This window comes from Ollibium composti (assembly GCF_004801285.1).
Lineage (GTDB): Bacteria > Pseudomonadota > Alphaproteobacteria > Rhizobiales > Rhizobiaceae > Mesorhizobium > Mesorhizobium composti.
Map to the genome: position 1 here is coordinate 493,975 of NZ_SSNY01000003.1, position 22,683 is coordinate 516,657.

At 65.0% G+C, this 22,683-nt stretch carries 18 protein-coding genes; 8 read left to right on the forward strand and 10 right to left on the reverse strand.

Going from position 1 to position 22,683, the window contains the following annotated elements:
• Nucleotides 1-24 precede the first annotated feature (24 nt).
• From E6C48_RS08085 to aztA, 6 genes are all read right to left on the reverse strand, one after another.
• The gene (locus E6C48_RS08085; RefSeq protein ID WP_136355860.1) at nt 25-366 is read right to left on the reverse strand and encodes a TIGR01244 family sulfur transferase; all 342 of its coding nucleotides are present in this window, start codon (nt 364-366) and stop codon (nt 25-27) included.
• A 75-nt stretch (nt 367-441) separates the two neighbouring features.
• On the reverse strand, nt 442-879 hold the full coding sequence (locus tag E6C48_RS08090) for a DUF6691 family protein (RefSeq protein ID WP_136355965.1): 438 nt from the start codon (nt 877-879) through the stop codon (nt 442-444).
• Between the two features lie 2 nt (nt 880-881).
• Nucleotides 882-1,304, reverse strand: coding sequence for a YeeE/YedE family protein (locus E6C48_RS08095; RefSeq protein WP_136355862.1), 423 nt, complete (start codon nt 1,302-1,304; stop codon nt 882-884).
• Between the two features lie 73 nt (nt 1,305-1,377).
• The gene (gene aztC, locus E6C48_RS08100) at nt 1,378-2,340 is read right to left on the reverse strand and encodes a zinc ABC transporter substrate-binding protein AztC (RefSeq protein ID WP_136355864.1); all 963 of its coding nucleotides are present in this window, start codon (nt 2,338-2,340) and stop codon (nt 1,378-1,380) included.
• A gap of 17 nt (nt 2,341-2,357) precedes the next feature.
• Nucleotides 2,358-3,233 carry a zinc ABC transporter permease AztB gene (aztB, locus tag E6C48_RS08105; RefSeq protein WP_136355866.1) on the reverse strand — a complete coding sequence of 292 codons (876 nt, stop codon included), beginning with the start codon at nt 3,231-3,233 and terminating at the stop codon, nt 2,358-2,360.
• Complete coding sequence (aztA, locus tag E6C48_RS08110; RefSeq protein ID WP_136355868.1) at nt 3,233-4,060, reverse strand: zinc ABC transporter ATP-binding protein AztA; 828 nt, start codon at nt 4,058-4,060, stop codon at nt 3,233-3,235. The genes aztB and aztA overlap by 1 nt, the downstream gene beginning before the upstream one ends.
• A gap of 206 nt (nt 4,061-4,266) precedes the next feature.
• On the opposite strand from aztA, the gene E6C48_RS08115 reads away from it, so the two are divergent.
• From E6C48_RS08115 to E6C48_RS08140, 6 genes are all read left to right on the forward strand, one after another.
• Entirely contained in the window at nt 4,267-4,608 is a 342-nt protein-coding gene (locus E6C48_RS08115; RefSeq protein WP_136355870.1) for a RidA family protein, read from the forward strand.
• Nucleotides 4,609-4,965: 357 nt separating this feature from the next.
• Nucleotides 4,966-13,521, forward strand: coding sequence for a GH36-type glycosyl hydrolase domain-containing protein (locus tag E6C48_RS08120; protein ID WP_136355872.1), 8,556 nt, complete (start codon nt 4,966-4,968; stop codon nt 13,519-13,521).
• Between the two features lie 276 nt (nt 13,522-13,797).
• Complete coding sequence (locus tag E6C48_RS08125) at nt 13,798-15,576, forward strand: glucan ABC transporter ATP-binding protein/ permease (protein WP_136355874.1); 1,779 nt, start codon at nt 13,798-13,800, stop codon at nt 15,574-15,576.
• Between the two features lie 93 nt (nt 15,577-15,669).
• The gene (locus tag E6C48_RS08130; RefSeq protein ID WP_136355876.1) at nt 15,670-16,425 is read left to right on the forward strand and encodes a heme ABC transporter permease; all 756 of its coding nucleotides are present in this window, start codon (nt 15,670-15,672) and stop codon (nt 16,423-16,425) included.
• 68 nt (nt 16,426-16,493) lie between these two features.
• Nucleotides 16,494-17,180 (forward strand): D-lyxose/D-mannose family sugar isomerase, encoded by a 687-nt coding sequence (locus tag E6C48_RS08135; RefSeq protein ID WP_136355878.1) that lies wholly within the window; start codon nt 16,494-16,496, stop codon nt 17,178-17,180.
• Between the two features lie 33 nt (nt 17,181-17,213).
• On the forward strand, nt 17,214-18,290 hold the full coding sequence (locus tag E6C48_RS08140) for a DmpA family aminopeptidase (RefSeq protein WP_136355880.1): 1,077 nt from the start codon (nt 17,214-17,216) through the stop codon (nt 18,288-18,290).
• On the opposite strand, the gene E6C48_RS08145 is transcribed toward E6C48_RS08140, so the two are convergent.
• Nucleotides 18,243-18,557, reverse strand: a complete 315-nt coding sequence (locus E6C48_RS08145) for a hypothetical protein (protein ID WP_136355882.1) — start codon at nt 18,555-18,557, stop codon at nt 18,243-18,245. The genes E6C48_RS08140 and E6C48_RS08145 overlap by 48 nt on opposite strands.
• Before the next feature lie 295 nt (nt 18,558-18,852).
• Between E6C48_RS08145 and E6C48_RS23030 the strand changes: the two genes are divergently transcribed.
• Nucleotides 18,853-18,981 (forward strand): hypothetical protein, encoded by a 129-nt coding sequence (locus tag E6C48_RS23030; RefSeq protein WP_269142505.1) that lies wholly within the window; start codon nt 18,853-18,855, stop codon nt 18,979-18,981.
• A gap of 42 nt (nt 18,982-19,023) precedes the next feature.
• Here the strand turns inward: E6C48_RS23030 and E6C48_RS22520 are convergent, their stop codons facing one another.
• Complete coding sequence (locus tag E6C48_RS22520; RefSeq protein ID WP_168734476.1) at nt 19,024-19,188, reverse strand: hypothetical protein; 165 nt, start codon at nt 19,186-19,188, stop codon at nt 19,024-19,026.
• Nucleotides 19,189-19,403: 215 nt separating this feature from the next.
• Between E6C48_RS22520 and E6C48_RS08150 the strand changes: the two genes are divergently transcribed.
• A complete protein-coding gene (locus tag E6C48_RS08150) occupies nt 19,404-19,703 on the forward strand; it encodes a DUF1236 domain-containing protein (protein WP_136355884.1) in 300 nt (99 codons plus the stop codon).
• 101 nt (nt 19,704-19,804) lie between these two features.
• On the opposite strand, the gene E6C48_RS08155 is transcribed toward E6C48_RS08150, so the two are convergent.
• Both E6C48_RS08155 and E6C48_RS08160 read right to left on the reverse strand, forming a co-directional pair.
• The gene (locus E6C48_RS08155; RefSeq protein WP_136355887.1) at nt 19,805-21,352 is read right to left on the reverse strand and encodes a SpoVR family protein; all 1,548 of its coding nucleotides are present in this window, start codon (nt 21,350-21,352) and stop codon (nt 19,805-19,807) included.
• A gap of 11 nt (nt 21,353-21,363) precedes the next feature.
• Nucleotides 21,364-22,668, reverse strand: a complete 1,305-nt coding sequence (locus E6C48_RS08160) for a YeaH/YhbH family protein (protein ID WP_136355889.1) — start codon at nt 22,666-22,668, stop codon at nt 21,364-21,366.
• Nucleotides 22,669-22,683: the final 15 nt, after the last annotated feature.

The window sequence follows — 22,683 nt, forward strand, 5'->3', positions numbered from 1 at the left end:
TCGATCCTTGAGAGTGCCGCGTGACTAGCCGCGCTTCCGCTCTTGCACAAGAGCATAGAGGTTGGTGCAGCGCGCACCGGAGCGGCAGAAGGCGAGCACCGGCGCTTCGAGTTCGTCCAAAGCCTCGGCTTGGTCCTCGACATTCTCCACCGTCATCTGGCCGCTGACGACCGGAATATAACGAAAGGCGAGGCCGGCGGCCTCGACCGCAGCCTTGATGGCGTCGTGCGACGGTTGGCCGGGCTGTTCCTCGTCCGGCCGGTTGCAGATGACGCTCTTGAAGCCGGCCGCCTTGATGGCGCCGACGTCTTCGGCCGCGATCTGGCCCGATACGGCGTAGTCTTCGGTGATCTGGCGATATTCCATGACATCCTCGCAAGCGTAAACGTGGCGCGCAGTCTTGCCAGTCCCGCGTCGCGGCGGCAACGGTTTTATCGGCCGTCAGGCCGTCTTGTGGGACGCGAGGCGCGCTTTCAGCGCACGGGCGACGATAATGCCGGCGACCACCGCCGCCACGAAGACCGGCACTTGCCAATAGCCGAGGCCGAGCGCGGGTATGGAGGCGCCGGGACAGAAGCCGGCAACGCCCCAGCCAATCCCGAACAGCGCCGCGCCGCCAACCAGTTCGCGGTCGATGCTGTTACGGGTGGGCAGCGAAAATGACGGCTCCAGAACAGGTCCCCTGCGGCGACCGAAGACCAGCCGGTAGCCGGGCAGGGCGACGGCAAGCCCGCCCGCCATGACGAAGGCCAGGCTCGGGTCCCATGTGCCGGCGATGTCGAAGAAGTTCAACACCTTGGCCGGATCGATCATGCCGGAAATGGCGATGCCGAGGCCGAACAGGCCGCCGATGAGGAAGGCTGAAACGACTTTCTGCATCGTCATGCCCCGATCAGGTGGCGGATCACGAAGACAGTGACGAACGCGGCGGCCATGAAGGTGGCCACGGCGGCGAACGAGCGCGGCGACAGGCGGCCTATGCCGCAGATACCGTGGCCGCTCGGGCAACCGCCGCCGAAATGCACGCCGATACCGACGAGGAAGCCGCCCACGATCAGCGCCGCCGGCGAGACTGGGGCGTCGAAGGAAAAGCTTCCGCCGACGGCCATGTAGACGAACGGGGCGACAATCGCGCCGGCAGGGAAAGCGGCCCGCCATGGCCAGTCGGCGGCAAGCGGCGGGATCAGGCCGGACAGGATTCCGGTCATGCCGGCGATGCGCCCGTTGAACGCCATCAGAAGCACCGCCGCGAATCCGATCAGGGCGCCGCCGAACAGCGATTGCCAGGGGGTGAAGTCGGTCATGGCGGAAACCCTTTCGATGCGGGCAGATATAGGTTGCCCACATCGATCGTGCGAGTGGCATCCGTTCGACGGGTCAGCTTCCCAGGATCGCGCCTTTGATCTGGCGGATGTTGTTTTCCATCATGTCGATATAGGTCGCCGCCGGGCCGTCTGGACCGGACAGCGCATCCGAATAGAGTGAGCCGCCGACCTTGATGCCGGTCTCGGCGGCGATCTGCTCGATCAGGCGCGGATTGGTGATGTTTTCCACGAAGATCGCCGCCGCCTTGTCGTTTTTCACCTGCTCGACCAGCCTGGCGACGTCCGCGGCGGAGGGGTCCGACTCCGTCGATATGCCCTGCGGTGCAAGGAAAGTCAGGCCGTATTCGTGCTCGAAATAGCCGAAGGCGTCATGCGAGGTGATGACCACGCGTTTTTCCACGGGAATGGCGGCGATGGCCGCGCGCACCTCGTCATCGAGCGCCTTGAGTTTTTCCATGTAGGTCTCGGCGTTCTTCCGATAGGCGTCGCAGCCCTCGGCATCGGCCGCGCAGAAGGCGTCGGCGATGTTGCGGACGTAGATCTCGGCATTCGGAATGGACTGGAACGCATGCGGATCGGTCGCGCCGTGATCGTGGCTGTGAGCCTCGTCCTTGTCATGATCGTGGTCGGCAAGGCCTTCGTCCGCTTCGGCGAATTCCGGCTTGAACTCGATCGTGGTGACGCCCTTCGACAGTTCGATGGTCATGGCCTTGGTGGCACTGGCATCGACCAGCCGCTTGAGGAAGCCTTCGAAATGCAGGCCATTGACCAGCACGACATCGGCCTTGCTCATCGCGACGGCATCCGCCGGGCTCGGCTCGTAGACATGCGCGTCGCCGTTCGGTCCGACGATGGTGGTGATGGCGACGCGATCGCCGCCGACATTCTTGGCAAGATCGGCGATGACGGTGAAGGAGGCCACCACCTTCAGCGGTTCTGCGAAGGCCTGCGATCCTCCGAGTGAACTTAATGTTATAACAGTCAGAGCAAGGACGCGGCGAAAGGTCTTCAGCATGAGCGTGTCTCCTTGGGTCAGGCGGTTCTGTGGCGGTGGGTGACCAGACGGGCGCGCAGCGCGCCCCGCGTGCCGGCCAGCACGGAAACGAGATAGACCGCGCCGGCCGACAGGATGATGGCGGGACCGGAGGGCAGGGCGGCATGGTAGGACAGAAGCAGCCCGGCGACGCAGGAGGCGAAGCCGATCGCCACCGCCGCGACGCACATGGTCTCAACGCGGGCAGTCCAGAAGCGCGCGGCGGCGGCGGGCAGGATCATCAACCCGACCGACAGCAGCGTGCCAAGTGCCTGGAAGCCGCCGACGAGATTGATGACGACGAGCCCGAGGAAGATGAAATGCACCGGGCTGCCCAGCCGGCTGACCGAGCGCAGGAACAGCGGGTCGAGGCATTCCGCCACCAGCGCGCGCCAGAAGACGAATAGGGAAGCGAGCGTCACCGCCGCAATGGCGCCGATCAGGCCGAGCGCTTCGTTGTTGAGCGCCAGCACAGTCCCGAACAGGACATGCATGAGGTCGACGCTGGAACCTCGCACCGAAACCAGCAACACGCCGAGCGCCAGCGAGATCAGGTAGAAGGCGGCCATGGAGGCGTCTTCGCGCTGCACGGTGAAGCGCGAGACGGCGCCGGCGCCGAGCGCCACGACGATGCCGGCAATCAGACCGCCAACGGTCATCGGCAGGATTTCCAGTCCGTAGAACAGGAAGCCGGCGGCGGCGCCCGGCAGGATGGCGTGCGCCATGGCGTCGCCGGACAGGCTCATGCGCCGCAGCATCAGGAAGACGCCGACCGGACAGGCGCCGGCCGACAGAAGCAGCGAACCGAACAGCGCCTTCTGCATGAAGGCGTACTCCACGAACGGGGCGACGAGGAGCGCGTAGAGGGTTTGCATCACGCCGCCTTCGGTCCGTTGGCGGAGGCAAGGGCATCGGCGTCATGCGCGTGATGATGGTGGGCGTGACCATGATCGTGCGCATGATGATGGGCGTCCGGCCCGCACCACGGCGCGTCGTCCTCCCAGGCTTCATGGAAACGCCTTGCGCGCGCCATGTTTTCCGGTCCGAGGGCGGTCGCCGTCGCGCCCCATGCCACGCGCTGGCGGGCGAGCAGCAGCGTTTCGGGGAAATTGTGCCGCACGAGATCGAGATCGTGCGCCACCACCATGACGGTCCGTTCCTCGCCGTGCCAGCGCTTGATGAGCGCGATCAGGTCGCCGACCGTCTTGGCGTCGACGGCATTGAACGGTTCGTCGAGCAGGATCAGCCCCGCATCCTGCACCAGCACGCGCGCGAACAGGGTGCGCTGAAGCTGGCCGCCTGACAGCGTGTCGAGCGCGCGCGTCTCGAAACCTTCCAGCCCGACGGCGGCCAGCGCCTCGGCGACCGCCGCCCGGTCTTGTGCCGTGTGACGGCCCAGCAGGCCGCGGCGAGGCCAGAGTCCCAGCGAAACCAGGTCGACCACCCGCGCGGGAAAAGACCGGTCGAGTTCCGATTGTTGCGGCAGGTAGGCGATGCGCACGCCGTCCGCCTTCGTGACGGTGCCGGCCATCGGCTTCAGGGCGCCGACGATTCCCTTCATCAGTGTCGATTTGCCTGAACCGTTGGCGCCGACGACCGCCGTCAGCGATCCCCTGCGCACCACGCCGTCGAGGTGGTGCACGGCCGGATGGCTGCCGTAGCCGAGCGTCAGGTCACGAAAGGTGAGGCAGGCCTGGTCCATCGGTCATCCAGCAGGAAGTGGTTCGGTGCTGGGTATGTGATGTTATTACATTTGTCAATCGCCGCGTCGCTTCTTTCCCTCGGGACGAGAATGCGCGGCGAATGGCTGGCTGGACCCACAGATCGCTGCCGCGCATGACTTGCCGCGGGCGGCTGGCGCCACTACACAGGCGCCGAAGCAACCCGGAACCTTGAAAGGAACTATCCATGACCGTTCGTCGCATCGATGTCGGCCCGCGCATGAGCCAGATCGTCATCCACGGCAACACCGTCTACCTGGCTGGCCAGACCGGCGAGGGCGAAGGCGTCGGCGCGCAGACGCGCGACATCCTCAAGTCCGTCGACGAGCTGCTGGCCAAGGCCGGCACCGACAAGACGAAGATCCTCCAGGCCATCATCTGGCTGTCGGACATGGCGACCTTCGACGAGATGAACAAGGAGTGGGAAGCCTGGGTGCCGCAGGGCCACACGCCGGCCCGCGCCACCGGCGAGGCGAAGCTCGCCGCACCGAAATACAAGGTGGAAATCATCATCACCGCGGCGATCTGAGCCGGCTTTCGGTTTTCATCCGGCGGCCCGCGCGACCATCGCGCGGGCCGTTTTCGCAAGATGGATGCAAAACGATTAAAACCTGTCTTGAAGTGTTATCGGCGGGTTCGTGGAATCCGGGCCTGCTGACGACGCCGCATCACGAAAAAGCCCCAATCCTTTCCCTTCGATCCGCCCGGCATGTGCAGGGGTGCATGCCCGGAGGTTGTCGGGGGGACAACGCCTGCTATTGTGCGTCGGGATGAAAGCGCTGCCTCACTCGACATCCATCGCAATGCAACCAATCGCAGTCGCATCGGTTTTCGCACTACGATCCGCGGCACCGTCGCGGGTCATTCCCGCCTTTTGGACTCTTCGATGAACATTCAGACCAGCCCCAAGCAGCTAGAAGCGACCGGCACGGGGTTTCCCGCTTCGCCGGAAGATCCGATCCGCGCGCAGTTCCTTCCCGAGGAACGCCTGCGCTCGCTCGGCGAGAAGCTGGCCAGGGGTGAGGTCACGGAGCTCGAAGGACTGGAGGTTTTCGATTTCCAGGCGCGCATCCGCGACAACGCCAAAAAGATCCTCGAGGTCTACCGCACCGTCAACGCCGCGCAGGGCAAGGGCGAAACGGTCACGCCGGCGGCGCAATGGCTGCTCGACAACAATTATCTGGTCGAGGAAACGATCTATCAGATCAAGCGCGACCTGCCGCGCCGCTTCTACCGGCAATTGCCGAGGCTGCAACTTGCGAACGGCAAGAGCGTGCCGCGCGCGCTCGCCCTTTCGTGGGCCTATGTCGCGCATTCCGACAGTTCGGTGTCGGCCTCCATGTTCAAGGCGATCGTCGAGGGGTTCCAGTCCGTCGAACCGATGAAGATCGGCGAGATCTGGGCGCTGCCGTCGCTGCTGCGCTTCGTGCTGATCGAGAACCTGCGGCGGCTGGCCGTGCGGGTTGCCCGCTCGCGCTCGATGCGGCTGATCGCCAACGAGGTCGCCGACAAGGTTCTGGCCGACCGCAAGGACGACGATCTGGCGCTGCTTTCGCCCTATGCCGCGCATGCTCGCGACACCACCTTCGCCACCCAGCTTCTCTACCGGCTTCGCGACGGCTCGCAGAACGCCGGCAGGGCGCTGGAGTGGCTGGAGGGCGAACTGGAGAAGTCGGGTTCGGACGCCGAGGAAATCATCATCGCCGAGCACCAGACGCTGTCGAGCGGCAACGTCACCACCGGCAACATCATCCGCGGCCTCAGGCTCATCAACGACGTCGACTGGACGGTCTGGTTCGAGGAGGTCAGCCGCATCGATGCGCTGCTTCGCGAGCGCACCAATTTCGCGTCGCTCGATTTCGCCTCGCGCGACCAGTACCGCCAGGAAATCGAGGAACTGGCCAAGCGTTCGGACAAGTCGGAATATGTCGTCGCCGAAAAGGCGACCGAACTTGCCGGCTACGCCCAGCGGCCGGGCGTCGCGCAAGGTGACGTCCTGCCGGCAGAGTGCGTCGATGTCGGCTTCTTCCTGGTCGGGCCGCGCCGCCTCGAGCTTGAGCAGGCGATCGATTTTAGGCCGGCTTTCGGCCTGCAATTGAAGCGTGCCTTCGGCCGGGCTGGCTGGCTCGGCATCGTCGTGCCGGTCTTTCTGCTGACCGTCCTGTTGATGTGGATGGCGGGCAGCGCGCTCGCCGCCCTGAACCTTCTGTCGCCGACCGCCATCGGGCTGATCCTCGTCCTGTTCGCCGTGCCGGCCAGCGAGGGCGCGCTGGCCTTCTTCAACACGATGGTGCTGCTGTTCCTGAAGCCGTCGAGGCTTGTCGGCTATGAATACAAGGACGGCCTGCCGGTCGAGGCGCGCACGCTGGTGGTGGTGCCCTCGCTGATCGGCTCGCGCGACGACGTCGAGGAAAACATCCGCAACATCGAGGTGCATCACCTCGCCAACATGTCGGACGAACTCCACTTCGCCTTGCTCTCGGATTGGCCCGACAGCAGGCAGGAGATCAGCGCCAACGATACCGAGATCCTTCAGTTCGCCCGCGAGCAGGTCGCCCGGCTGAACATGCGCTATCCCGCCGAAGGCGGCGTGCCGCGCTTCCACCTCCTGCACCGCCGCCGGCTCTACAACCCCGCCCAGGAGTGTTGGATGGGCTGGGAACGCAAGCGCGGCAAGTTGCATGAGCTGAACCTTTTGCTGCGCGGTGACAGCGACACCACCTTCATGCCGCTCGACGCGCCGCTGCCGGAAAACATCGTCCACGTCATGACGCTCGACGCCGACACCCGCACCACGCGCGACGCGATCGTGCGGCTGGTCGGCAAGCTGATGCATCCGCTGAACAGGCCGCAATTCGACGCCGGGCGCCGCACCGTCACCGCCGGCTACACGATCCTGCAGCCGCGCATCACCCCCTCGCTCACCACCGGGGACGAGGCCTCGTTCTTCCAGCGCGTGTTTTCCGCCAACCGGGGGCTGGACCCCTACGTTTTCGCAGTCTCCGACCTTTACCAGGATGTGTTCGGCGCCGGTTCCTTCACCGGCAAGGGCCTCTATCACATCGATGCCTTCGAGGCGGCGCTGAAGGACCGCATCGACGAAAACACCGTGCTCAGCCACGATCTCCTGGAAGGCGCGCTGGCCCATTCGGCGCTCGTTACCGATGTCGAGCTGGTCGAAGACTATCCCACCCGCTACTCGGTCGATGCCTCGCGCCAGCACCGCTGGGCGCGCGGCGACTGGCAGCTGCTCAATTTCATCCTCGACCCGCGCTCCGGCGTGCCGGCGCTGTCGCGCTGGAAGATGGTCGACAACCTGCGCCGCTCGCTGACGCCGATCTTCTGGGTCATGGCCTCCATCGCCGGCTGGACGCTGCTGCCCTTCACGCAGGCGGCGCAATGGCAGGCGGTGCTGATCCTGACCCTGTTCATGGCGCCCACCTTCGACATCGTGAACGCCATGGTGCCGAAGAACCTGGACGCGACGGCGCGCGGCCACTTCTCGGCACTCGTGCGCGACGTCGCTTTCGGCACCGCCATGGTGGCGCTCAAGGTGGTGCTGATGGCGCATCTCGCCTGGATGATGGGCGACGCCATCGCACGCACGCTCTACCGGCTGTTCGTCAGCCGCAAGAACCTGCTCGAATGGCGCACCGCCTCGCAGGCCTACAAGAGCGGCAGCAACGACTTCGGTTCCTATTACGGCATGATGTACGGCGCCGTCGTTATCGGCGTGATCGGTCTGGCGATCCCGGTGCTGGCCGACTCGACCGGCGCCTTCGTCGCCTTCTTCTTCGCCCTGTTCTGGATCGGCTCGCCCGCCTTCGCCTGGCTGATCAGCCGTTCGGCCGAGACGGAGGACCGACTGCACCTGTCGCCGCAGGACGTGCATGCGCTGCGCATCGCGGCGCGGCGCACCTGGCACTATTTCGAGACGTTCGTGACGGAAGAGCATCACCACCTGCCGCCGGACAATTTTCAGGAAAATCCGCTTCCCGTTGTCGCGGCGCGCACCTCGCCGACCAATGTCGGCGTCTATCTCCTGTCGGTCGTGTCGGCGCGCGATTTCGGCTGGATCAGCCTCACCGACGCGGTCGCCCGCATCGACGCCACGCTCTCGACCATCGAGGGCATGCCGCGCAGCCGCGGCCATCTCTACAACTGGTATGAAACACGCGACCTCAAGCCGCTCTATCCACTCTATATTTCGGCCGTGGACAGCGGCAATCTCGCCGGTCATCTGGTCGCCGTGGCCGCCACCTGCGCGGAATGGGCGGAAGCGCCCTCGGTGCATCTCCAGGGCGATTTCGACGGCATCCTCGATATCGTCTCCATCCTGGAGGAGAGCCTTGACGAGCTGCCGGATGACCGGCGCCAGCTCAGGCCGCTGAGGCAGCGGCTGTCCGACCGGCTGGACGGCATGCGCCGCACCGTGCGCACCATCAAGTCGCAGCCGGAAATGGCATCGATCCGCACCATCAACCTGGCCGTCCTGGCCGGCGAGATCCGCAAGCTCGCCGCCGCCATCCACACGGAGGCCGGTTCGACGCACAGCGATATCATCGCCGATTGGGCGGCAAGGCTGGAGGCGACCTGCGAGGCGCATGTCAGCGACGCTCACAGCGACGACAAGGCGGTGGAAGGCTTGCGCGCCAAGTTGCTGGAACTGCGCGAGCGCGCTCGCCGCTTCGCCTTCGAGATGGATTTTTCCTTCCTCATGCGGCCCGAGCGCAAGCTTCTGTCGATCGGCTACCGGGTGGAGGAACACCAGCTCGACGAGGCCTGCTACGACCTTCTGGCCTCCGAGGCGCGGCTGACCAGCCTGTTCGCCGTCGCCAAGGGCGACCTGCCGACCGAGCATTGGTTCAAGCTCGGCCGCCCGATCGTCGAGATCGGCTTCCGCGGCGCGCTGATGTCGTGGTCGGGCTCGATGTTCGAATACCTGATGCCGCCGCTGGTGATGAAGGAGCCGGCCGGCTCCATCCTCAACCAGACCAGCAACCTCATCATCAAGCGCCAGATCCAGTACGGCCGGTCGAAGAACGTGCCGTGGGGCATTTCGGAGGCCGCTTACAACGCGCGCGACCGTGAGATGAACTACCAGTACACCAATTTCGGCGTGCCGGGCCTCGGCCTCAAGCGCGGCCTTGGCCAGAACACGGTGATCGCGCCCTATGCGACGGTGCTTGCCGCGCAGTTCATGCCGCGCGAGGCGGTAGAGAACCTGAAGCGCCTGAAAGCCATCGGCGCGCTCGGCCGCCACGGCTACTACGACGCCATCGACTTCACGCCGCAGCGCGTGCCGGAGGGCGCCACGCACGCCGTGGTGATGAACTACTTCGCACACCATTCCGGCATGTCGATCGCAGCCGTGGCCGACGCCGTGTTCGAGGGACGCCTGCGCGACCGTTTCCACAGCGATCCCGTCATCGAATCGGCCGAACTCCTGTTGCAGGAAAAGGCGCCGCGCGAGATTCCCGCCGACACCGTGCGCACCGAGGCGGAAGAGCGCACCTCCGTCGACGAGACGGTGGTGCAGAGCCCCGATACGCGCGTCATCCTCGACCCGTCGCTGGCGCTGCGGTCCACCAATCTCTTGTCCAACGGGCGCTATTCGGTGATGGTCAGCGCCACCGGCTCCGGCTACAGCCGCTGGGGCGAGCTTGCCGTCACCCGCTGGCAGCCGGACCCGACGGAAGACAGGCTGGGCTCCTTCGTCTTCCTGCGCGACGTCGAGACCGGCGACTGGTGGTCGGCGACCACCGAACCGCGCAAGGCATCGCACGAAACGGCGCAGGCGCTGTTTTCCGACGACAAGGCGAGCTTCATCAAGAGCGTCGGCTCCCTGCGCTCCGAAGTCGAGTGCATCGTCGTGTCGGAAGGCAACGGCGAGGGCCGCCGCGTCACGCTCTACAATGACGGAGCGACGGACCGCCACATCGAGGTAACGTCCTTCGCCGAACTCGTGCTGGGTTCGGAAGCTTCGGACAACGCCCACCCAGCCTTCTCCAAGATGATGGTGGAGACGGAGATTTCCGCCGACAACGGCACCATCTTCGCCACCCGCCGCAAGCGCGATGCCGGCGAGCCCGACATCGCCATGGCGCATTTCGTCACCGACCCGTCCAGTCTGGCCCGCGACACCGAAGCCGAGACGGACCGCCGCGCCTTCATCGGCCGCGGACGCAGCATCGCAGACGCGGCGGCCTTCGATCTGGGTGCGCGGCTGAGGGGCAGCGCCGGTTTCACGCTCGATCCCATCGCGGCACTGCGGCGGCGCGTGCGCGTGCCGGCCAACAAGAAGATATCGCTGGTGTTCTGGACCGTCGTCGGCGCCAACCGCACGGAAGTGGAGGAGGCGAGGGCGCGGCTGGACCACGGCGAAAGCTTCGCCCGCCAGGCCATGCTCGCCTGGACGCGCTCGCAGGTACAGACGCGCCATATGGGCCTTTCGCTTACCGACGCCGCCAACGTGCAGCAGCTCGGCCGTTACCTGATCTACCCCGATCCGTTCCTGAGGCTGCCTTCGGAAGCGATCTCGTCGGGGCTGGGCAAGCAGTCCAGCCTGTGGCCGACCTCGATCTCGGGCGATTTCCCGATCCTCGCGGTGCGCATCGCCGATGTCGCCGACCTGGAGATCGTCGCCCAGGCGCTGCGCTTCCAGGAATATCTGCGTGCTCGCGGGCTGATGGTGGACCTCGTCGTCGTCAACGAGCAGGCCTCGTCCTACGTGCAGGATCTCCAGCAGGCGATCGAAGCGCTGTGCGAGAACAGCCGCGTGCGCGGCACTGAGCTCGGACCGCGCCAGCACATCTTCGCCGTGCGCCGGGACCTGATGGACGAGCCGACCTACCGTACGCTGCTGGCCGTCGCGCGCGTCGTCCTGCATACCCGCAACGGCACCATCTTCGACCAGATCGAGCGGGCCGAGGCGACCGCCTTGCAGGCGCGCGACGAGATGCGCGCCCTCGGCGGCGCCGAACCCGCCAAAGCGCAGCCGGCGCGGCAAGAAACGATCAAGGACGTCGCGGCGGACGGATCAGGCCTCGACCACTGGAACGGCTTCGGCGGCTTCGATGGCGACGGACGCCATTACGTCACCCGCCTGACCGGCCGGCGCACCACGCCGCAGCCCTGGATCAACGTCATTTCCAACGCCGCCTTCGGCTTCCATGTCTCGGCCGAAGGGGCGGCCTTCACCTGGAGCCGCAACAGCCGCGACTATCAGTTGACGCCGTGGTCGAACGATCCGGTCACCAACCGGCCGGGCGAGGGCGTCTATATCCACGACCTCGACAGCGGCGAGGCCTTCTCGCCGATGGCGGCCGTCGTGCGCGATCCCGCCGTGACCTACGAAACCTGGCACGGGCAGGGGTTCTCGACGTTGCGCGCCACGCGCGGGCCGCTCGCCATGGACCTGACCCATGTGGTCGACCCCGACGATCCGGTGCGCGTCTCGCGTCTGCGCATCCGCAATGAGGGCTCGTCGCCGGCAAGGCTGCGCATCTATGCCTATGCCGAATGGGTGCTCGGCACTCACCGCTCGAAGACGGCGGGCACTATCGTTCCGTCGCAGGACGCCGCGACCGGCGCGTTGTTCGCGCGCAATCCCTACGGGCTGGATTTCGGCGGCCGCATAGCCTTCCTCGCGGCTGACGAACAGCCGCAATCCGTCACCGCCGACCGCCAGGAATTCCTCGGGCGGCATGGATCGAGCGAGAAGCCACAGGCGGTGCTCAACGGCACGGCGCTTTCCGGCCGCATCGAGGCAGGCGACGATCCTTGCGCGGCTTTGGCGCGTGACGTCGAGATTCCGGCGGGCGGCAACGTCACGCTGCTGTGGCTGCTGGGCGATGCGGCATCGCCGGAGGAAGCCGGCGAGTTCATCCGCCGCAATCGCGAGAAGGATTTCGACCAGCGGCTGGCCGACAACGAACGCGACTGGCGCGCCTTCCTCGATACCGTCCAGGTCGAGACGCCGGACAAGGCGCTGAACGCCGTGGTCAACCACTGGCTGCCCTATCAGGCGGTCGCCTGCCGCATCCGCGCTCGCTCGGCCTTCTACCAGGCAAGCGGCGCCTTCGGCTTCCGCGACCAGTTGCAGGACACGCTGTCGCTGCTCATGCACGACCCGGCGCTGGCGCGCGAGCAGATCCTGAACGCGGCCGGCAGGCAGTTCCCGGAGGGCGACGTGCAGCACTGGTGGCTGCCGCGCACGGGCGCCGGCGTACGCACGATGATCTCCGACGACGTCGTGTGGCTGGCCCACGCGGTCAGCCGCTATGTCACGGTGACCGGCGACAGCGCGATCCTCAAGGAGCCGCTGCCCTTCATCGACGGGCAGGTTCTGGCCGAGGGCGAGCACGACGCTTTCTTTGCGCCGGAAGTCTCAAAGCGCTCGGTTTCGCTCTATGAGCATTGCGCCCGCGCGCTCGACCTCGCCATCAAGCGCAGCAGCCCGGCCGGCCTGCCGCTGATCCTCGGCGGCGACTGGAACGACGGCATGAACCGCGTCGGCGAAAAGGGCAAGGGTGAGAGCGTGTGGCTCGGCTGGTTCCTGCTCGGTACGCTGCGCGACTTCGCCGCCGTCGCCAAGGCGGAGGGCGACGACAAGCACGCCAAGGCCTGGGAAAAGCATGCGGACATGCTGAAGCGTGCGCTGGAGAACACCGCCTGGGACGGCGAATGGTATCGCCGGGGCAGTTTCGACGACGGCACGCCGCTCGGCTCGCACGACTCTGCCGAATGCAAGATCGACTCGATCGCCCAATCGTGGAGCGTATTGTCGGGCGAGGGCGATCCGGCGCGCTCGCGCACGGCCATGGATCAGGCAAGACGCATGCTGGTCGACGAGGATCTCAAGATCGTCAAGCTGTTCACGCCGCCTTTCTCCAAGACGGACAAGGACCCCGGCTATATCAAGAGCTATCCGCCGGGCGTGCGCGAGAACGGCGGCCAGTATACCCATGCCGCGACTTGGTTCGTGATCGCGCTGGCCGAGATGGGGCAGGTCGACGAGGCCTATCGCTGCCTGTCGATGCTCAACCCGGTCAACCACGCGCTGGACGAGGCGGCTGCCGAGCACTACCGCGTCGAGCCTTATGTGGTTGCCGCCGACATCTATGCCGGCGACAAGGGCGGGCGCGGCGGCTGGACATGGTATACCGGCTCGGCAGGCTGGCTCTACCGCGCCGCCGTCGAGCATGTCCTGGGCATCGAACGGCAAGGCAGGCGCATCGCCTTCAACCCGAAAATCCCAAGCGATTGGGATGGTTATTCGGCCAAGCTCACCTTGCTCGGCGCGCGCTGCTCGGTGCGCGTGGTGCGCGCCAAGGCGGCCAAATCCGTCTCGCTCGAGGTCAATGGCGCAAAGGTGAAAGGCGCCTCCCTGGACCTGAAGAAGGGCGGAAACTTCGACGTCGTGGTAAAAATCCCCGGCTGAAACAGCCTTTTCACGGCCGCCCGGACCGGGCGGCCGAAAGCGCGCCGCTCAAAATTGCCGCAACGGCAGCGGTTGCCGCAATTTCGCCGCAGAGCAGGCATTTCACCTTTTATCTCAACTCGTTACCGTTCACGGCAAATTTCCGGCCGTTGCCATCTTTTGTTCGCCGAATCGGAACGCAAGGGGCTTTCGGCCATTGTTTTCCGACCTGCCGAACGATAGTTGTTCACGCCGAATGGGACAGCGCACAACTGATAGGTTCGTGGAGTAGCCAAGGTGTCCATCCTTCAGATCTACTGGCGAGCGCTGGGTTATCTTGCCGCCGACAAGAAGCGGGTGTTCTTCATCTGCTTCGCCAACGTAGCCCTCGCGGTCATCGCCATCCTTGAGCCGATCATGTTCGGCCACGTGATCGATTCCATTTCCGACCACACGGACGTCGTGCCGCCGCTGGCTATGTGGGCCGGCCTCGGCGCCTTCAACATCGTCGCCTTCGTGCTGGTGGCGCGCAGCGCCGACCGCTTCGCCCATGCCCGCCGCAGCGAGGTGCTGTGCGAGTCCTTCGAGCGCATCATCACCATGCCGCTCTCGTGGCATCACCAGCGCGGCACGTCCAATTCCCTGCACACGCTGCTCAGAGCCGTCGAGACTCTGTTCAGCCTGTGGCTGGAGTTCATGCGTCTGCACCTCTCCACCGTCGTGGCGCTGGCGCTGCTGATCCCGACCGCGCTGTCGCTGGACTTGCGCATGTCGGTGGTGCTCATCGTGCTCGGCGTTCTCTATTTCGCCATCGGCCGCCTCGTCATGCGCCGCACCAAGGAAGGCCAGGCCAGCGTCGAGCGCCATTACCACAAGGTGTTCGCGCATGTGACCGACTCCGTCACCAACATTTCGGTCCTGCAGAGCTACAACCGCATCGGCCACGAGACCGAGGCTCTGAAGCGCTACGCCACCGATCTCCTGAAGGCCCAGAACCCGGTGCTCGACTGGTGGGCCATCGCCAGCGCGCTGAACCGGCTGTCGTCCACCATCTCCATGATGGTGGTGCTGATGATCGGCGCCTATCTGGTCACGCAGGGGCAGTTGCGCATCGGTGAAGTGATCGCCTTCACCGGCTTCGCCACGCTGCTGATCGCGCGTCTCGACCAGGTCTCGGCCTTCGTCAACCAGATTTCCGAGGCCCGGGCCAAGCTGGAGGAGTTCTACCGTCTGGAAGACTCCGCCGTCGACGAGGCCGAGCCCGAAGGCCTGCGTGACCTGAACGCCGTCACCGGCCATATCCGCTTCGAGAACGTCGGCTTCGAGTTCGCAGCTTCCAGCCAGGGCGTCGAGGACGTGTCCTTCGAGGTGCAGGCGGGCCAGACGGTCGCCATCGTCGGCCCGACGGGTGCGGGCAAGACGACGCTCATCAACCTCCTGCAGCGCGTCTATGCGCCGCAGAAGGGCCGCATCCTGATCGACGGCGTCGACACGCGCACCGTGACCCGCAAGTCGCTGCGCCACGCCATCGCCACCGTGTTCCAGGATGCCGGCCTGCTCAACCGCTCGATCGAGGACAACATCCGCATCGGCCGCGCCGACGCCAGCAACGATGACGTCCACGCCGCCGCCGAGGCCGCCGTGGCGCAGGATTTCATCCTCGCCAAGAGCGAAGGCTACGACACCATCGTCGGCGAACGTGGCGGCCAGCTTTCGGGCGGCGAGCGCCAGCGCATCGCCATCGCCCGCGCCGTCCTGAAGGATGCGCCCATCCTGGTGCTGGACGAGGCGACGAGCGCGCTCGACGTCGAGACCGAAGGCCGCGTCAAGGAGGCCATCGACGACCTGAGGCGCGACCGCACGACCTTCATCATCGCCCACCGGCTCTCGACCGTGCGCGATGCCGACCTTGTGATCTTCATGGACAAGGGCCAGGTCGTCGAGCAGGGCGGCTTCGTCGAACTGTCGATGCGCAACGGTCGCTTTGCATCGCTGCTGCGCGCCGGCGGCCTGCTCAACGACGAGGAGGTTCGCCGCATGAGCCGCCTTTCCGCCGTGCAGGACGCTGCCGCCTGACGAGCCCTGTCCGGGCGGCGGCGACCTGAAAGCACCGCCGCCGCGACAAGCCGTCGATTGCCCGAACCGTCGCGCCGGTTTATGTAGCGGCCTATGAGCGAGACGAGCGCACGCCCGACCGGCTGGATGGACCTGGCGAACCCGACCCGGTTCGTCGCCTTTGCCACGCGGCTGGCGCCGTGGCTGTGGACGATAGCCGCAATCATCCTGATCGGCGGGCTTTACCTCAGCTTCGCCGCGCCCGGCGACTTCCAGCAAGGCATCACCGTGCGCATCATGTATATCCACGTGCCGTTCGCCTGGCTGGCGATGCTCTGCTACACGCTGATGGCCGTCTCGGCGCTCGGCACGCTGGTGTGGCGCCACCCGCTGGCCGACGTCGCGCTGAAATCGGCCGCTCCCATCGGTGCCGCCTTCACCGCGCTGGCGCTGATCACCGGGTCCATCTGGGGCAAGCCGATGTGGGGCACATGGTGGGTGTGGGATGCCCGGCTGACCTCGGTCTTCGTGCTATTCTTGATGTATCTCGGCATCATCGCGCTGACGCGCGCGCTCGACGATGCCGGCCGCGCCGCATGGGCGGCTGCCGTCATCACGCTGGTCGGCTTCGTCAACATCCCCATCATCAAGTTTTCGGTCGACTGGTGGAACACGCTGCACCAGCCCGCCTCGGTGTTCAGGCTGGATGGCCCGACCATCGACATCTCCATGCTTGTGCCGTTGCTGGTCATGGCGGTCGGGTTCACCGTGCTCTTCTTTGCGCTGCACCTGACGGCCATGCGCACCGAGATCCTGCACCGGCGTATCGTCGCCATGCGCCGCATGGCAGCACGCCAGGCGAGCGTATAAGCGGCATCGACACGCCCGGACCATTCCGCTAATGCGGACAGGTCGTCCAGCCGAGTCCGGGAACACCCATGAAACGGTCCGCCGTCAACGCCATCATCCGTGAAGCCGACGCCTTCATCCGCTCCTTCGGCTATGTCATGCCGCCCTTCGCCTACTGGTCGCCCGATGAGATGAAGGCGCGCCGGCAGAGTTCGGCCGGCATCTTTTCGTCCCGTCTCGGCTGGGACATCACCGACTACGGGCAGGGCAAGTTCGATAAACTCGGCCTGTTCCTGTTTACCGTGCGCAATGGCCGCTTCGAGGACATGAAGAAGGGCGCCGGCATGCTCTATGCCGAAAAGATCATGATCTCGCGCAAGGACCAGCTTTCGCCGATGCACCGGCACGTCATCAAGGCGGAAGACATCATCAATCGCGGCGGCGGCAAGCTGGTGCTGGAACTGTTCATGCCCGATGCCGATGGCGGTATCGACCCGAAGGCCGAGGTCTCGGTGCCGGTGGACGGCACCATCCGCAAGCTGCCGGCCGGCGGCCTGTTGAAACTCGATCCGGGCGAGAGCGTGACGCTGCTGCCGGGCGTCTGGCACGCCTTTTGGGCCGAGGGCAGGGACGTGCTGATCGGCGAGGTTTCGACCGTCAACGACGACCTGACCGACAATATCTTCCGCGATCCCATCGGCCGCTTCGCCGCCATCGACGAGGACACGCAGCCACTGCACCTCCTGGTATCCGACTATGAGAAGTGGGTGGGCTAGCGCGACCGGAATGCGCAAGGCGGTGCAAAAGACATGATGGCGACCGCGTCCGATTTCGGATTGACCTGCGGCACGCTGCCGGCCGGCGAATGGAACGCGATCACTGACGTGCCCGGCGTCCGCGTCGGCCACTGCACGGTGCGCGAAGGCGAGGTGAACACCGGTGTCACCGCGATCCTGCCGCATGGCGGCAACCTGTTCCGCAGCAAGGTGATGGCCGCCTGCGACGTCATCAATGGCTTCGGCAAGACGGCGGGCCTCGTGCAGGTCAAGGAACTCGGAACCATCGAGACGCCGATCCTGCTCACCAACACGCTGTCTGTCGGCACCTGCCAGACCGCGCTGGTGCGCGAGGCGATCCGGCTGAACCCGGACATCGGCCGCACGACCAGCACGGTGAACGCCGTCGTCGGCGAATGCAACGACGGGCCGCTGAGCGACATACAGGCGCTTGCCGTAACCGAGGCGCATGCTCTTGCCGCGCTGGCCGATGCGCATGAAGGCGCAGTCGAACAGGGCAGCGTCGGCGCGGGCACAGGCATGACCTGCTTCGGCTTCAAGGGCGGCATCGGCACCGCTTCGCGCAAGCTTTCCCTCGGCGGAGGTGAGCATCATGTTGGCGTCCTGGTCCTGTCCAATTTCGGCCGCGCCGGCGATCTCGTGCTGCCGGACGGTCGCCGGCCCGATCCGCGTCAGCGCCAGGACGCCGAACGCGGCTCGATCATCGTTGTGCTGGCGACGGACGTTTCCATGCAGCAGCGCCAGCTTTCCCGCGTCGCCCGCCGCGCCGGCGCCGGCATCGCGCGGCTCGGCGCATTCTGGGGCAACGGCAGCGGCGACATCGCCATCGCCTTCAGCACCGCGAACGGCAGCGATCACGACGAAAAGCGGGATTTCATCCCCATGATGACGCTGAACGACGCCCGCATCGACCTGCTTTTCCGGGCCGCGGCGGATGCGACGCAGGAAGCGGTGCTGAACTCCATGCTGGAGGCGGAGCCCTTCGTGGGCCGCGGCGGTGCGCGCCGGGCTTCGCTCGCCGACTGGCTGCGCGAGCAGAAATCAGCGGCGGAACGCGGTGCGCCTGGAGTTGGACGTCGGCTGCCGTAAATCGCCTCGGTTCGCCTGGTGCGGCTCGGCAGCCGAAGCGATAATTCCGGAATTGCGCAGCATGAATTCCTTCATGCTATCGAGAAGCTCGGTCTCGTCGTGCATTCCGGCGCCGAAAAGCGACATCAGGGCGCGCGCCACGTCGTCGGCGGCGCGGCTGCCGCATTTTATGTCGTTCTCCTGGCAAACGCGGTCGAAGACCTGCTTCAAGACCGTCATGTCGCTCGGATAGGCGATGCCGGGAGATGACTTGAATGGGGCTTGCATGGCTCCACCTCCATTGGGGCGGAAGCATGGTGCTCGCTCACAGCCGTCGGCGCCCTGTTTCACTGCCGACGATTAAAACATTATACACCGGTTGACGGTGCCCGTCTGTTCACTTTGACATAGCGGAGGCAAAATCCTGTCGGCTGATCCGGTGACGCATCGTCTCTCTTGAACCAGCCCGGAATCAAGGCAACCGAATCGACGGATCCGCGTTGTGTCCGCCAGGCGGAGTGCAGGCCATGGGCCTTTTGAACGAGGTGGCCGCCGGAGTGCATCGCGGAATTCGGGAAAAGCCATGACAAGGGTCTTGTACGCTGCGGCGATGATCGCCGCCTTTGCCGTCATCGCCTTGCTGCTGGTTGCGCCAAGGACGCAACGCGCGGTCGACACGACCGAAACCGCGTCCATCGTCGTGGGCGATTAGCCAAATCGCGCATCCGCGAACGGGATCGGCAACAGCCGAAGGCTAGGTGTTTTTTCGCCTCTCTCTTTGTTGTTTCTGCGCCAGCTTGCGCCGCACTTCCTCAAGCGCGATGGCGAGCAGGTTATCCACCTCTTCCAACTCGGTCTTCGCCTCGCAGGTCGAGATGTAGCGACGCAGTTCTTCGATGGTAGCGCGGACGTGTTTCATCCACTGTCTCCCGTGCAGGATAGCTACAACACCGCGTGCGCTCGTTCGTTCCTCACCTTCAGTTTTTGCGGAACTCGCCTCATCGTCAATTGTCCGGCTGTCGGGATGTCGTTGCGGTCACAATTCGGTTTTCTGGGGAACGGGGCCGGATTCCTGACGTTTGCCTCCTTCAGATGCTGCGCCTCGGCCAGCGAACGAAGTGAAAGGACAGAACCATGAGACTCCAGATCATAAGTAGTATGGCCGGCCTGTTGTTGATCGGTGGCATCGGTGCCGCTGCCGCCCAGGATGTCATCATCCAGCCCGAACAGCAGACCGTGATCAAGGAATACGTTCACAAGAAACCGCTGGCATCGATCAATCTGCTCGGTGCTGAGCTGAGCATCGGTTCGACCCTTCCCGATACGGTCGAACTCCATGAAATCCCTGACGTCCAGTATCGCTACGTCGTGGTGAACGACCGCACCGTGGTGGTGGATCCCTCGACGAGGAAGATCGTGGAAGTCATCGAATGACAAGGCAAAAAGCCTGCGGTCTTGATTGACCGCGGGCGGCCCTGTTTATTGAATCACCCCGTGCCCACCACGAGCAGGACGTAAACCAGTTCGTTTCCCGCTCAGTCCCCGATCTGACTTGCCGTCCGTTCGTAGACAGCGAGGCCGGTCTCCATGTTCACGCCCGCCAGACTGACGTCGTAGCCCCAGAGCTTGCGGACGTGGCGCAGCGTGGCGTCACAGCCGGTTTCCTCCAGCACGATGCCGTCCTTGATCTTGTGCTGGAGGCGCAACTGCCGGTCGCCGAGCAGGTCGACATCCACGACCTGGATGTTCGGCCGGGTCGCGCCGATATCGTAGCTGTCGGCCAGTGCTGACCGAACCTTCTCGTAGCCGCGCTCGTTGTGGATCGAGGCGACCTCGTAGAACGGCTCGTCGGCCGTATCGGCAAGAACGAAGAAGCGCCATTTCCGGATCAGGGCCGGACTGAGATACTGGCGGATGAAGGACTCGTCGCGGTGGTTGGCCCATGCGTCGAGCAGGACTTCGCGCCAGTCGCCGCTGCCGGCGATATCGGGAAACCAGTCGCGGTCCTCGGCCGTCGGCTGGGTCACGATGCGCTGGATATCCTGCATCATGTCGAGGCCCAGCGCGTAAGGATTGATGCCGGAAAAGCGCGGATCGTCGAAGCCCGGCTGGAAAACCACGTTCGAATGGTTCTTCAGGATCTCCAGCATGGCGCCTTCGCCGATCATGCCGCGGTCGAACAGCGTGTTCATCAAGGTGTAGTGGACGAAGGTGGCGCAGCCCTCGTTCATCACCTGCGTCTGGCGCTGCGGATAGAAATACTGCGCGATAACCCGCACGATCCTGAGGATTTCGCGCTGCCATGGCTCGAGCACCAGGCTGTTCTTTTCAAGGAAGTACAGCAGGTTCTCCTCGGGAAGGTTCAGCGTCTCCTTCCGCTCGGTCGCGCTGTCGTCCGGCTCGTCGTCCTTGCCGTCCTTCGAAGCGGGCAGGGTGCGCCACAGGTCGTTGTAGGATTGTTCCTCGTATTCGAGGCGCTCGCGGATCTCCTCCCTTCGCTGTTCCGAAGTCAGTTTCGGCGGGCGGTGGTAGCGGAACACGCCCTGGTCCATCAGCGCATGGGCCGCGTCCAGGATAGCCTCCACTTCGGCGAGGCCATGGCGTTCCTCGCACTGGGCGATGTAGCGCTTGGCGAAATCCAGGTAGCTCAAGATCGAGCTTGCGTCGGTCCATTGCCGGAACAGATGGTTGTTCTTGAAGAAGTGGTTGTGGCCGAGCGCGGCATGCGCCGTCACCAGCGCCTGCAGGGCCATCGTGTTTTCCTCCATCAGATAGACGATGCAGGGATTGGAATTGATGACGAGCTCATAGGCGAGGCCGCGTCCGCCCTTGCGATAGAGCAATTCCTGATGGAGGAAATGCTTGCCGAACGACCAATGCCGATACATCAGCGGCATGCCGACGGAGGAGTAGGCGTCCAGCATCTGCTCCGACGAGATGATTTCCATCTGCACGGGATAGACGTCGAGGTGAAGGTCCTCGATCGCGATCGCCTCGATGGCGTCATAGGCGCGAGACAGCAGCGGGAAATCCCAGTCGGAGCCCGAAAACAGCAGTCCGGATCTGGCGGCAGACTGTGTCATCCCCGTTCCTCTCAGCCGCCCTGCTGGTCCGGTTGCCTCGTGAACAACTGGCGGAACACCGGATAGATGTCCGCCGGCGTGGCGATGCGGCTCATCTGGAAATTCGGCCATTGTGCGCTGACGGCCTCATAGGCATGCCAGAGGGACGTGCCGTTCTCGGTCGAGCCGAAGATATGGCTCTCCCGTTCGTCGATGATCTCGACATAGGCGAAATATTGGCAGAGCCGCATGATCTCGCCGTCGAGCAGCGCGATGCAGCGCTCGGAATCGGTGGCGAAATTGTCGCCGTCCGAGGCCTGGGCCGCGTAGATGTTCCATTCGCTGCTGGGATAGCGTTCGCCGATGATGCGTCGCATCTCTTCGAGCGCGGTCGAAACGACGGTTCCGCCGCTTTGGGTCGAGTAGAAGAAGGTCTCCTCGTCCACCTCCTGCGCCTGATGCGTGTGGCGGATGAAGACGATCTCGGTCGCGTCGTAGCGGCGTTTCAGGAACAGGTGCAGCAGCACGAAGAAGCGCTTGGCCATGTCCTTTTCGCGCTCGCCCATCGAGCCCGACACGTCCATGAGACAGAACATGACGGCGTTGGCGTTCGGGACAGGTTGGGCGTCGAAGCGGTTGTAGCGTATGTCGACAGGATCGACATAGGCGATCAGCCGCCGTCGCCGCTCCAGCCGGTCCAGCTCCACCTTCAGGGCGGCGATCCGCTCGCGCGCCGCGACGCTCGGCGCGCCTTTTTCGTGAGCCGCGATTTCGCGTGCAATCGCCTCGAGTTCCTCCAGTTTGGGCCGCTTCAGCGCAATGCGGCGGCCATGGCTGTTGCGCATGGTGCGGCCGACATTGATGCTGGTCGGCGAACCGGTTGCCGTGAAGCCGGCCCGGCGCGGCTTGAAGGCAAGGATCTCCTTCAGGTTGACCTTGACCAGGTCGGGCAGTTCCAGGTCCTCGAAGAAGAGGTCGAGCACTTCCTCGCGCGACAGCACGAATCGGAAGTCGTCTTCCATCTCTTTCAGGCCCGGCCCGGAACCGGGCATGCCCGGAGCCGGCCTGGGCAGCCGGTCGCCCGGCGCGAAGTGCTTGTTGCCCGGCAGCACATGCCGGCGCCGGCCGCTGTCCCTGGCGTCGCTGAAGCTTGGCTCGCTCGTGCCGTTGGCCGGCATCGAAACGGTGTGTTCGGCGTCGACATCGGCGATCTTACCGGAGCGGACCTGTTCGCGGATGCTTCGCTTGAGCTCGTTGCGCGCACGCCGGATAAAGCGCTGGCGATTGCCCAGGCTCTTGTCCTTCGGGTTCAGTCGGCGGTCGATGAAGATTGGCATGACGAGCCCCTAACC

Excerpts from the sequence above, each read along its gene's own strand:
- E6C48_RS08085 (WP_136355860.1), bottom strand. The coding sequence starts at position 366 with ATGGAATATCGCCAGATCACCGAAGACTACGCCGTATCGGGCCAGATC.
- E6C48_RS08090 (WP_136355965.1), bottom strand. The coding sequence starts at position 879 with ATGCAGAAAGTCGTTTCAGCCTTCCTCATCGGCGGCCTGTTCGGCCTC.
- E6C48_RS08095 (WP_136355862.1), bottom strand. The coding sequence starts at position 1,304 with ATGACCGACTTCACCCCCTGGCAATCGCTGTTCGGCGGCGCCCTGATC.
- aztC (WP_136355864.1), bottom strand. The coding sequence starts at position 2,340 with ATGCTGAAGACCTTTCGCCGCGTCCTTGCTCTGACTGTTATAACATTA.
- aztB (WP_136355866.1), bottom strand. The coding sequence starts at position 3,233 with ATGCAAACCCTCTACGCGCTCCTCGTCGCCCCGTTCGTGGAGTACGCC.
- aztA (WP_136355868.1), bottom strand. The coding sequence starts at position 4,060 with ATGGACCAGGCCTGCCTCACCTTTCGTGACCTGACGCTCGGCTACGGC.
- E6C48_RS08115 (WP_136355870.1), top strand. The coding sequence starts at position 4,267 with ATGACCGTTCGTCGCATCGATGTCGGCCCGCGCATGAGCCAGATCGTC.
- E6C48_RS08120 (WP_136355872.1), top strand. The coding sequence starts at position 4,966 with ATGAACATTCAGACCAGCCCCAAGCAGCTAGAAGCGACCGGCACGGGG.
- E6C48_RS08130 (WP_136355876.1), top strand. The coding sequence starts at position 15,670 with ATGAGCGAGACGAGCGCACGCCCGACCGGCTGGATGGACCTGGCGAAC.
- E6C48_RS08135 (WP_136355878.1), top strand. The coding sequence starts at position 16,494 with ATGAAACGGTCCGCCGTCAACGCCATCATCCGTGAAGCCGACGCCTTC.
- E6C48_RS08140 (WP_136355880.1), top strand. The coding sequence starts at position 17,214 with ATGATGGCGACCGCGTCCGATTTCGGATTGACCTGCGGCACGCTGCCG.
- E6C48_RS08145 (WP_136355882.1), bottom strand. The coding sequence starts at position 18,557 with ATGCAAGCCCCATTCAAGTCATCTCCCGGCATCGCCTATCCGAGCGAC.
- E6C48_RS23030 (WP_269142505.1), top strand. The coding sequence starts at position 18,853 with ATGACAAGGGTCTTGTACGCTGCGGCGATGATCGCCGCCTTTGCCGTC.
- E6C48_RS22520 (WP_168734476.1), bottom strand. The coding sequence starts at position 19,188 with ATGAAACACGTCCGCGCTACCATCGAAGAACTGCGTCGCTACATCTCG.
- E6C48_RS08150 (WP_136355884.1), top strand. The coding sequence starts at position 19,404 with ATGAGACTCCAGATCATAAGTAGTATGGCCGGCCTGTTGTTGATCGGT.
- E6C48_RS08155 (WP_136355887.1), bottom strand. The coding sequence starts at position 21,352 with ATGACACAGTCTGCCGCCAGATCCGGACTGCTGTTTTCGGGCTCCGAC.
- E6C48_RS08160 (WP_136355889.1), bottom strand. The coding sequence starts at position 22,668 with ATGCCAATCTTCATCGACCGCCGACTGAACCCGAAGGACAAGAGCCTG.